Below are 10,285 nucleotides of genomic sequence, written 5' to 3' on the forward strand. Positions count from 1 at the left end.
CACAGGCTCACGTCAGCACTGCGACTTGTAGAAGTACTTGCTGACCGACGGGTCGTTCATGTTGTCCTTCGTGATCGCCACCATGTTGGTGCCGATCGTCTTGCTCACCGACTTGCCCCCGAAGGCTTCGGCGAGCTGGTCCACGGCCTGCCGGCCGATCGCCGCCGGGTCCTGGGCGACCAGCACCTGGAGGGTGCCCGCCTTCAGCGCGGCGACCTCGTCGGGCTCGGCGTCGAACGCGGCCACCTTCACCGTGCCCTGCTTGCCGGCCTGCTTCAGCCCTGTGGCGATGCCCGTACCGGTGTTGGTGTTGCCCGCGAACGCCCCGCCCAGGTCCGGGTGGGCGGCGAGCGTCGACTGGATCTGGGAGGCCGCGGTGGCCGGCAGGTCGTTGTCGTACAGCGTCGGCAGCACCTTGATGCCCGGGTACTTGCCCATCTCCTCGGTGAAGCCCTTGATCCGGGCATCGGTCGTCGACACGCCGGGCTTGACGCTGATGACGATGACCGAACCCTTCTCGTTCATCAGCTTGGCCAGCGCGTCGGCAGCGACCCGGCCGCCCTTCTCGTTGTCCGACGAGATCCGGGTGATCCCGACGGAGTCGTCGCTCACCGTCGTGTCCACCAGGGCCACCTTGGTGCCCGCCGACTGGATCTGCTTGAGCGACGGGGTCAGCGCGCTGGTGTCCACCGGCGAGATCAGCAGCCCGTCGGGCCGGGCCGCCGCCACCGAGTCGAGGAGCGGGCGCTGCACCGACACGTCCCACTGCGCGGAACCGTCGGCCGCGAAGTCCATCCCCTTGGCCTTGGCCTCCTGCTGGGCGGCACAGGTCATGGTGATGTAGAAGGGGTCGCTCTTCACCCCCGTGATCAGCCGGACCTTCTTGCCCTGGGCGCCGCCCGCACTCCCCGAGCCGCCACTGGCGTCCGACGAACCGCACGCCGAGGCCGCGCCGAGGGCCAGCACCGTGCCCACCGCGACCAGCAACCCTCGCCTGCTGCGAATGCTCCCCATCACAGAGTTCTCCTTGTCCCGCGCGATCGAGTAGTCCTGTGCGATTGCTTCATGCGTGATGCGGTCGTGCGTGACGCGGCCGTGTGTGACGCGGTCGTGCGTGGTTGCGTCATGCGCGTTCCCGGGTCTTCCTGCGCATCTGGTCGACGTAGACGGCCACGACCAGCACCACGCCCACCGCCACGTCCTGCCAGTACTGCTGGACGCCGATCACGATCAGTCCGGTGGTCAGCACCGCCGGAATGAACACACCGATCACCGTGCCCAGCACCGAACCCCGCCCGCCGAACAGGCTCGTACCGCCCAGGACCACCGCGGTGATCACCTTGAGGTTGTCGGTGGAGTGCCCGGCGATCGACGTCGTGCCGTACGAGGCCAGCCACATCACCGCGCCCAGCCCGGCCAGCAGCCCCATCAGGCCGTACACCTTCACCAGATGCCGGCCCACCGGAATGCCCGCCCGCCGTACGGCAGTCGGATTCGACCCGATCGCGAGGGTGTGCTCGCCGAACCGCGTGCTGCCCAGCACCGCGCCGAAGATCACGGTGACCACGGCCGCCAGGATCACCATCCAGGGGATCCCGAGCAGCTTGCCGAAACCGAGGCTGTTCTGCAGATGAGTGGAGGCCGCGCCGGCCGGATCCTGACCGCCGGTGGCGAGTTCGGCGATCCCCAGCGCCGCGCCGAGCCCGCCCAGCGTCACGATCAGCGGCGGCACCTTGCCGCTGGCCACCACCAGGCCCTGCAGCGCGCCCCACGCCGTGCCCACGGCCAGCGCGATGACGGCACAGAGCGCGACGGTGCCCCAGCCCGACGCCGGCCCGCCGTGATGGATGTTGTACTCGCCAGCCGCCACCGCGGCCAGCACCAGCACCGACCCGATCGACAGATCGATACCCGCCGTGATGATCACGAAGGTCATACCGACACCGAGCACCAGATAGATGGCCGCGTTCACGGCGATCTGGGTGATGTCGTACGTGGTGAAGAACTTGCCCGGCGCCGCGATGGTGAAGAACACCACCAGTGCCAGCAGGATCACAAAGGTCCACAGTTCGTTGAGGGTTGCCGCGCGCCGCAGCCAGTCCGGCACCCCGGAACGGCTGTCCACGGCCGCGGGGGCCTTCTCGCTCTCGGCGGTCATCGTGCGCCCTCCGCTTCCTTGCCCCCGCTCGGCCCGTCCAGTGACCCGGTCATCGCCCCGACGAGCTCCTCGATCGTGGTGTCGGCCGCGGTGTACGACGCGACGCGGCGGCCCAGCCGCAGCACCTCCACCCGGTCCGCGACCGACAGCACCTCGGGCATGTTGTGACTGATCAGCACCACACAGACGCCCCGGTCGGCGACCCTGCGGACGGTCTCCAGGACCCGTGCGCGCTGCACGACCCCCAGGGCGGCGGTCGGCTCGTCCATGAAGATGACCTTGTTGGCGAAGGCGACCGCCCGGGCCACCGCCACGGACTGCCGCTGACCGCCGGACAACGTTGTCACAGCAGCCGTCACATCCTTCAGTTCGACGCCGAGTTCGGCGAAGGCCCGCACCGCCTCCCGGCGCATCGCGGGCCGGTCGAGGACGCCGATCCGCCCGAGCAGACCCCCGCGCACCATCTCCCGGCCGAGATAGAGATTGGCCGCCGCGTCGAGATCGGGCGCGAGCGACAGATCCTGGTAGACGGTCTCCACACCGTGTCGCTGTGCGTCCATCGGCCCGGAGAACCGCACCGGCACGCCGTCCAGGCGGACTTCGCCTGCGTCGGGGGCGAGGACGCCCGACAGGACGTTCACCAGAGTGGACTTGCCGGCGCCGTTGTCGCCGATGAGGGCGACGACCTCGCCGGGGTATGCCGTGAAATCGGCGCCCTGGAGCGCCTGGACGTGGCCGAAACGCTTGACCACGCCATGTGCGATGAGCAGTGGTTCCCTTGCAGAGGCCATGGTGTGCCTTCTGGTTGGTATCGTTAACAGCTTGGCTGATTCTTGGGTCGCCCGCAGCGGGGTGTCAAGGGTGGTGCAGCCCGTGCCGGATCGCGCTGCTCGGCACCCCAACTACCCGTGTTTGCACGTCCGTTGATATGCCGTCGAGTTGGTAACGTTAACGAGTCGACGCCCAAACGTGACACAGGTGGAGGACGTGGCGTGGCAGCCACCCGGCCGACCATGAAGGACGTCGCCGCGGAAGCGGGCGTCAGCGCGATGACGGTGTCCCGGGTCGTCAACGGCGATGCGGCCGTCGCCCCGCGGACCGCCGCCCGGGTGGAGGCCGCGGTCCGCAAACTGGGCTACCAACGCGACGACGTGGCACGCCAGTTGCGCCGTACCCGCGAACTGAGCCAGACCATAGGCCTGTTGGTCGACGATGTCGCCGATCCCTTCATGGCCGCCGTCGCCTCCGCGGCAGAGGACGTCGCCCGGCAGCGCGGCAGCGTCATGCTCATCGGCTCCAGCCGCGCCGACCTGCGCCGGGAACGCGAGGTGATCGCCGCGTTCACCGCCCGCCGCGTCGACGGCCTGATCCTGACCCCGGCCGCCGGCGGCCACCGCTTCCTGCGCCCGGCCCAGGCGCAGGGCACGAAGATCGTCTGCGTGGACCGGGCGGCACCCGGGCTGGACGTGGACGCCGTCGTGGTCGACAACTTCGGCGCGGTGCGGGAGGCGGTGGAGCGGCTGGTGGCACACGGCCACCGCAGGATCGCTTATATCGGGGACACGCCGCGGATCTGGACGTTCGGCGAACGCCGGCGGGGCTATCTGGCGGCGCTGGCGGCGGCCGGGATCGGCACGGATCGGGAGCTGGTCCGGGACGGCCTGCGACCGGGCCCGGAGGCGGCCAGGGCCGTCACCGAGTTGCTGGCACTGCCCGACCCGCCGACGGCTCTCCTGGCCGGCAACGAAATCCTCGCCTTCAGCGCCCTCACCGTCCTCCCCGCCGGCCTGGCGTTCATCGCCTTCGACGACTTCGCACTGGCCGACCGGCTCACCCCGCCCGTCACGGTGATCGCCCAGGACCCGGTGGCCCTCGCGACCACCGCGGCACATCTGCTGTTCGCCCGCATCCACGGGGACGTCTCACCACCGCGCACGGTGATCATGCCGACGCGGCTGATCCAGCGGGGATCGGGGGAGTTACCGGGACCGTTCGCCGCATAGCGGGGGCCGGGCGAAATCCGGTGGCGGCGGGCGGGCGTACCGCATACGGTGTGGCCACTGCTCGCCGAGTGAGGAAACAGGAGGTGTGACCGATGGCTGTCGTTGAGATGGGCGCTGCCCGTGACCAGAAGTTCATCTATTCCACCTCCGCGGCCACCGGCTGACCTTCACTCCCGGGGCCGCCCCTGTGGAGGGTCACCCTTGACTTCCAGCTCCGCTGTTTTCTCCGCGCTCGCTCCCTACGGCTGGGACGAGACCTGGGCGCACGAGTTCGCCCCTTGCGCCGCCGAAGGCCTGCTGGCCGGGCGTGTCCTCCGTGTCGACCGCGGACAGTGCGACATCGTCACAGCCGGCGGGGTGCTGCGCGCCGACACCGCCTTCGTCACCCCGCACGATCCGATGCGCGTCGTGTGCACCGGCGACTGGGTCGCCTTGGAACCCGGCGGCAACCCCCGTTACGTACGCGCGTATCTGCCGCGCCGTACCGCCTTCGTGCGTTCCACCTCCTCCAAGCGGTCTGAGGGGCAGATCCTCGCGGCCAACGTCGACCACGCGATCGTCGCGGTGTCCCTCGCCGTCGAGGTCGACCTCGGCCGTATCGAACGGTTCCTGGCGCTGGCCTGGGAGAGCGCCGCCTAATACAGCACAGCCCTCACCTGCACAGATGCCGTTTGGAGCGGCCGGGTCTGTGTTGTAGGAGGGAACTATGGCGAAGCAGAAGGTGGCAGAGGAGTTCCGGGACGCGACTCCCGAGGAACTGGCGGGGAAGCGCCCGGACGATCTGGCTGATCTCTACCTCCGCCGCAGCAAGAAGCGGGAAACGGTCGAGACACTCAAGCAGCACGCTCGCGACCGTCGAGCACCTGGCCCAACTGCTGCGCGACCACCGCGCAGCGATCGGCACCCGCCGGGGGCGGCGTGCGCTGGGCTGCTTCCGGCAGGCCGTGCTCATCCTGCGCTGGTTCCTCGACAGCACCCGCCTGGCTCAACTCGCCCGGGACAACGGCCTGTCGTCTTCCACCGCCTACCGGTACCTACACGAAGGACTGACCGTCCTGGCCGCCGGGGCACCGGATCTGTGCACAGCCTTGGAGAGGGCGAAGGCGGCCGGGCTGACGCATCTGAACCTGGACGGCACCGTGGTCCGCACCGACCGGGTCGCGGCCCCGGGCCCCAACGGCGCGGACCTGTGGTGGTCGGGCAAGCACCGGCATCACGGCGGGAACGTGCAAGTCATCTCCACTCCGGACGGCTGGCCGATCTGGGTCTCTCCGGTCCGCCCGGGCCGTGAGCACGACCCCACCTGCGCCCGTCGGCACGGGCTGATCGACGCGCTCAACCGTCTTGCGGCAGAGCCGGGCGTGCCGACGATGGTCGATCTTGGGTACGAAAACACCGGCGACGGCTTCCGCCACCCGGTCAAGAAGCCCGCAGGCGGCGAGCTGACCGAGGCCCAGCAGACCTACAACAAGGTCATCCGCGGCATCCACGGCGTGTGCGAACGAGCCAACTCCCTGCTCAAGACCACCTTCAAGGCCCTGCGACGGGTCAGCCTCGACCCCAGCCGGATCACCCAGATCGCCGCCGCGGCCCTCGTCCTGCTCCGGCTCGAGTACGACCGAACCATCTGAACGATCACACAACGTCATGATCCGCGGACGGCCTGCGCACCGCTCAACTTTGAAGACCCGCAAAACCACCGGCATCGCCGCCGGTCGTCGCTGCTTCCAACAGGCCCGCACCCGGTGCTATATAGCTCGCACCCATCCCAAGTGTTCTCCGCGCGGACATCCCCCCGAGATTTCGGGCGGTTGTTGCTGCCATGGCGCTCCGGCAATGTCCCCAACATGTCTGAACAACTTTTTCCGATGCCCGAGTCCGAACTCGGCGACAGACGCGAGACGACGACCGGTACCGCCCGCCGTCGGTTCCTCCAGGGCGCGGGGGTCGCCGCCGGGGCGCTGGTGCTCGGCGGGACCGCCGGGGCGAGCGGCGCGTACGCCGCTCCGAAGCCTAGGTACGTCTTGCCGAGGGGCTTCAAGGGCGATATGTCCGACCTGCGGCATGTCGTGATCCTGATGCAGGAGAACCGCTCCACGGACCAGTACTTCGGCACGCTCCCCGGCATACGCGGCTTCAACGACAAGCAAGCGCTGCGGTTCCAGGACGGCACCAACGTCTTCCAGCAGAAGGACGGCAGCGGCAACATCGTCACCCCGCAGGTCGACGACGGAGCCTGGGGCAACGACCACGGAGCCTGGGGCGACGTCAACCATCGCAAGTGGGACCTGTGGGTGCAGCACAACGGCGCCAGCTGCATGAACTACCACAGCGACGCCTACATGGGCTTCTACCACTCGGTCGCCGCGCAGTACACCATCGCCGACCAGAACTTCTGCTCTGAGTTCGGGCCGACCGACCCCAACCGAAAGTACCTGTGGAGCGGTACCGCCAACAGTGAGACGGGCAACATCGATGAGTCCAACTACTCCCGCCCCTGGATCACGGTGGCCGAGCAGCTCCAGCAGGTCGGCATCGACTGGCGGCTCTACTCCGACAACAGCGGCAACGGGCGGCAGGGTTACATCAGCACCTGGGTCGGCGACTACGGCGACAACGAGCTGAAGTACTTCAAGGGGTTCGACCCGGAGGGGCTGAGCGCCGGCGACCCGAAGCTGCGGCCCGGCACTGGGCTGATCTGGCGCGGCAACGCCGCCTACTACTCCGGCATGACCTCGCCGAACGACGACTCCGAGGAGAACCTCGACGCGGTCCTCAAGGACTTCCATGACGCCTGCCAGCCGGGCGCGGAACACCCGCTGCCCGCGGTCTCCTGGATCGTGGCGCCGTACGGCTGGTCTGAGCACCCGAGCGCGGATACCCTGCACGGCGAGCGCTACGTCAAGAAGGTGCTCGACAGCCTGCAGGGCAACCCCGATATCTGGAACCACACCCTGTTCATCCTCAACTTCGACGAGAACGACGGGAAGTTCGACCACGTGCTGCCGCCGTGGCCTGAGACGGGCACAGCGCGCGAGTACGTCGGCGACTACCCGCTTGGCTTCGGTCCGCGGGTGCCGATGCTGCTGGTCTCGCCGTGGACCCGCGGCGGGTACGTCGCCTCGGAAGTCTTCGACCACACCTCGACGATCAAGTTCCTCGAGATCTGGGCGGCCCACCTCGGCAAGCCGTTCCGTTGCCCCAACATCAGCGACTGGCGGCGCTCGATCGCGGGCGACCTGACCAGCGCGGTCGACTTCGCCCACCCGCAGCCGGGGCCGGCCACCTTCTCGGACCCGCTCACCGAGCAGTCGGTGTCTATCACCGCCGACCACATGAAGCCACGCCCGCTGAGCTTCCATCCGCACGCGAGGGTCTCGGAGGACCGCGCGTCGGGAATGGTCACCGCCACGATGACCCTGACCGGCGGCGCGAAGGGCAAGGCCGTGAGCTTCCAGGTCTTCCCCGACAAGTACCAGGCGTTCACCAGCACGCCGTTCACTGTCACCGCGCGCAAGCCGCGCGAGTACACCTGGGACGCCAAGGCCACCGACGGCAAGTACGCGTTCTCGATCTACTCCAACGACGGATTTGTGCGCTCCTTCGCCGGCAAGGTCGCGCCTGCTGGAACGAGGGACGGTGGCCTCCCGCGCGTCGAGGTCGACCTGCTGAAGGGCGAGGGCACTAAGCACGAGGCTCAGGTGAAGCTCACACTGCACAACGACGGCACCAAGCCGGTGCGCTACACACTCACCGCCAACGACTACCTCGGCAGCACCCGGAACGTCACGGTAGGCGGCGGCAAGACGAACGTCGTCATGTGGCCGACCCAGCAGGGCTACTACGACGTGGTCATCACCGTCGACACCGACACCACCTGGACGCAGCGCTACGCCGGCCGGATCGCCACTGCCGAAAAGGACTGATCGGCCAGGACATCCGTGGCGTCGGCGGCCGTCCTGGGCGCCGTCGCCACGGCGCCAGCCGTGCTGGTCGCAACTCCGGTGCTCGGCAAGGGAATGCCTAAGGTCGGCTGTGTTACAGCACCGACTCCTCAGGGGGATCAGCGAGCGGCTTCCTGGACGCGTCTGCGGAGGTGCTGGAGATGTTCGCCCGTGCTACCTCCGCACGCACCGCTCAACTTCGATGACCTGCCAAAGGCGAAACCCACGCGGCGACGCTCATCCTCGAATGCCTGGAACGCAGCGGCAAGAAGTATGACGTACACGAGGTGCTTGGACTTCTGAGCCGACGGAAGGATGCCTCCCAGGCCCTGGTTACGGTCCAGCGCGCTGCACAGCTTGTCTTCGTGGGCGCCGGCGAGCACCACGATGCGCCTGTCCTCCGAGGCTCCGGGTAGCGGCGGCAACCTGCTCGGCATGGACTGCGGTGCTGGAGGCAGGGTGGACGGGATTGGAGCGTCTGTCCGGTCGAGCGCTGCCAGCGCTGACGCCACCGCGGAGCGCGCTTCTCGTCCACGGCCCGCGGCGCATCCCGACAGGACGGCGCAACCGATCAGTTTCAGTGCCGCGTTCAGGTATCGCGGATCCCGCTCTCGCTCTGCGATACCCAGCCAGGACTGGGCGACGCCGAGGAACAGCGTGGCGAGTTCCTCGTCCACAGCACGGGCGCGCTCGTGCACGGGCGGGCGCAACAACATGGACGTCTCGGCCTCATGAAGGAGCCGCTCGTCGTGTGCGGGTGCTGTCGAGGAACCAGCGCAGGATGAGCACGGCCTGCCGGAAGCAGCCCAGCGCACGCCGCCCCCGGCGGGTGCCGATCGCTGCGCGGTGGTCGCGCAGCAGTTGGGCCAGGTGCTCGACGGTGGTCCGGCGGACATCAAGCACGGCGGTGTATGTGACACCGGTCGGCAGGTGAGGCCCCTCGGTCGGATCTTTCTGTCGCAAGATCGTTCCTACCAGGGGCCTTAGGGCTGCACGAACTTGGAGGCGGCAGGGACGCAGTGCAGCCCAGCACAGCGATCACAGTGAGCGACGACCGGTTACCGGGAAAGACTCACTGAGTCAGCGTCCTGGTTCCGTTGGGCACACTGGCGTGGATGATTGACCTTGCAGATATGAAGACCGCTCCTCCCGCGTGAAATTGCGGTGGACAGCCTGGCAGACGTGCCTTCGGGCCTCAGCCGCGTCAGGAAGGGATGCGTTCCAGAGCCGTACGGTCTTGTCCCAGCTGCCGGTGGCGAGGGTCTTGCCGTCGGGGCTGAACGCCACCGAGGTGACTGTATTGGTATGGCCGCGGAGAATCTTGCGGGTTTCACCGGTGTCCACGTCCCACAGGCGTACGGTGTTGTCGCCGCTGCCGGTGGCGAGGGTCCTGCCGTCGGGACTGAACGCCACCCAGCCCACGTCGCGGGTATGGCCTCGGAGTATCGCGCGGATTTTGCCGGTGCCTACGTTCCACAGCCCTACGGTGGAGTCCAAGTTGCTGGCTGCGAGGGTCCTGCCGTCGGGACTGAACACCACAGAACTCATGGCGTCGGTGTGGCCGCGCAATGTGTCGCGAAGCCTGCCGCTGCCCGGATCCCGTAACTGCACGGTGCCGTCGTCGCATGCGATGGCGAGCGTCTTGCCGTCCGGGCTGAACGCCACCGAATCCACGTCACGGCGCTGAACGACGGTGTAGCGCGCGGTGCCGCCGCTGACCTCCCAAAGCTGCACGAAGCTGCCGCTGCCGGTGGCGAGGGTCCTGCCATCGGGGCTGAACGCCGCCGAGACGAAGCCGTGCAGTATGCCCAGCGAAGGCCGAGGCGGGCGGAGGACCTTGCGGGTTTCACCGGTGTCCACGTCCCACAGGCGTACGGTTTTGTCGCCGCTGCCGGTGGCGAGGGTCCTGCCGTCCGGGCTGAACACCACCGAGGCCACGCTGCGGGTGTGGCCTCGTAGGGTCTTGCGGAGTTTGCCGCCCTTCGTGTCCCACACCCGCACAGTGTTGTCCCAGTTGCCGGTGGCAAGGGTCTTGCCGCGCGGACTGAACGCAACTGCGGACACCTCGTTGCGGGCGCGCAGGATGTCGAAGGAGTCATCGCTGCGCACGTCCCACAAGCGCACGGTATTGTCTGCGCTCCCGCTGGCAAGGCTCTTGCCGTCCGGACTGAAGGCCAACG

8 protein-coding genes and 2 pseudogenes are annotated in these 10,285 nt (G+C 68.3%); 4 read left to right on the forward strand and 6 right to left on the reverse strand.

Annotated elements, in window-relative coordinates:
* Window positions 1-12: 12 nt before the first annotated feature.
* The 3 genes from ABZ396_RS38040 to ABZ396_RS38050 all read right to left on the reverse strand — a co-directional run bounded on the left by ABZ396_RS38040 (window position 13) and on the right by ABZ396_RS38050 (window position 2,949).
* Window positions 13-1,014, reverse strand: a complete 1,002-nt coding sequence (locus ABZ396_RS38040) for an ABC transporter substrate-binding protein (protein ID WP_358926433.1) — start codon at window positions 1,012-1,014, stop codon at window positions 13-15.
* Window positions 1,015-1,123: 109 nt separating this feature from the next.
* Window positions 1,124-2,158, reverse strand: coding sequence for an ABC transporter permease (locus tag ABZ396_RS38045; protein WP_358926434.1), 1,035 nt, complete (start codon window positions 2,156-2,158; stop codon window positions 1,124-1,126).
* Entirely contained in the window at window positions 2,155-2,949 is a 795-nt protein-coding gene (locus tag ABZ396_RS38050; RefSeq protein WP_358926435.1) for an ATP-binding cassette domain-containing protein, read from the reverse strand. Before ABZ396_RS38050 ends, ABZ396_RS38045 begins: the two co-directional genes overlap by 4 nt.
* 201 nt (window positions 2,950-3,150) lie before the next feature.
* Between ABZ396_RS38050 and ABZ396_RS38055 the strand changes: the two genes are divergently transcribed.
* From ABZ396_RS38055 to ABZ396_RS38070, 4 genes and pseudogenes are all read left to right on the forward strand, one after another.
* Complete coding sequence (locus ABZ396_RS38055; protein WP_358926436.1) at window positions 3,151-4,161, forward strand: LacI family DNA-binding transcriptional regulator; 1,011 nt, start codon at window positions 3,151-3,153, stop codon at window positions 4,159-4,161.
* 201 nt (window positions 4,162-4,362) lie between these two features.
* Window positions 4,363-4,791: pseudogene (gene rsgA / locus ABZ396_RS38060) on the forward strand (GTPase RsgA); the annotation flags it as partial.
* A gap of 233 nt (window positions 4,792-5,024) precedes the next feature.
* The gene (locus tag ABZ396_RS38065; RefSeq protein WP_358926453.1) at window positions 5,025-5,792 is read left to right on the forward strand and encodes a transposase family protein; all 768 of its coding nucleotides are present in this window, start codon (window positions 5,025-5,027) and stop codon (window positions 5,790-5,792) included.
* A gap of 237 nt (window positions 5,793-6,029) precedes the next feature.
* Window positions 6,030-8,087 carry an alkaline phosphatase family protein gene (locus ABZ396_RS38070; RefSeq protein ID WP_358926437.1) on the forward strand — a complete coding sequence of 686 codons (2,058 nt, stop codon included), beginning with the start codon at window positions 6,030-6,032 and terminating at the stop codon, window positions 8,085-8,087.
* A gap of 137 nt (window positions 8,088-8,224) precedes the next feature.
* Here the strand turns inward: ABZ396_RS38070 and ABZ396_RS38075 are convergent, their stop codons facing one another.
* The 3 genes and pseudogenes from ABZ396_RS38075 to ABZ396_RS38085 all read right to left on the reverse strand — a co-directional run.
* A complete protein-coding gene (locus ABZ396_RS38075) occupies window positions 8,225-8,782 on the reverse strand; it encodes a hypothetical protein (RefSeq protein WP_358926438.1) in 558 nt (185 codons plus the stop codon).
* Between the two features lie 76 nt (window positions 8,783-8,858).
* Window positions 8,859-9,035 (reverse strand): annotated as a pseudogene (locus ABZ396_RS38080) (IS5/IS1182 family transposase); the annotation flags it as partial.
* Window positions 9,036-9,185: 150 nt separating this feature from the next.
* Window positions 9,186-10,285, reverse strand: a 1,100-nt coding sequence (locus ABZ396_RS38085) for a WD40 repeat domain-containing protein (RefSeq protein WP_358926439.1), incomplete at its 5' end; no start/stop codon positions are given.

This window comes from Streptomyces sp. NPDC005866 (assembly GCF_040629895.1).
Classification (GTDB): domain Bacteria; phylum Actinomycetota; class Actinomycetes; order Streptomycetales; family Streptomycetaceae; genus Streptomyces.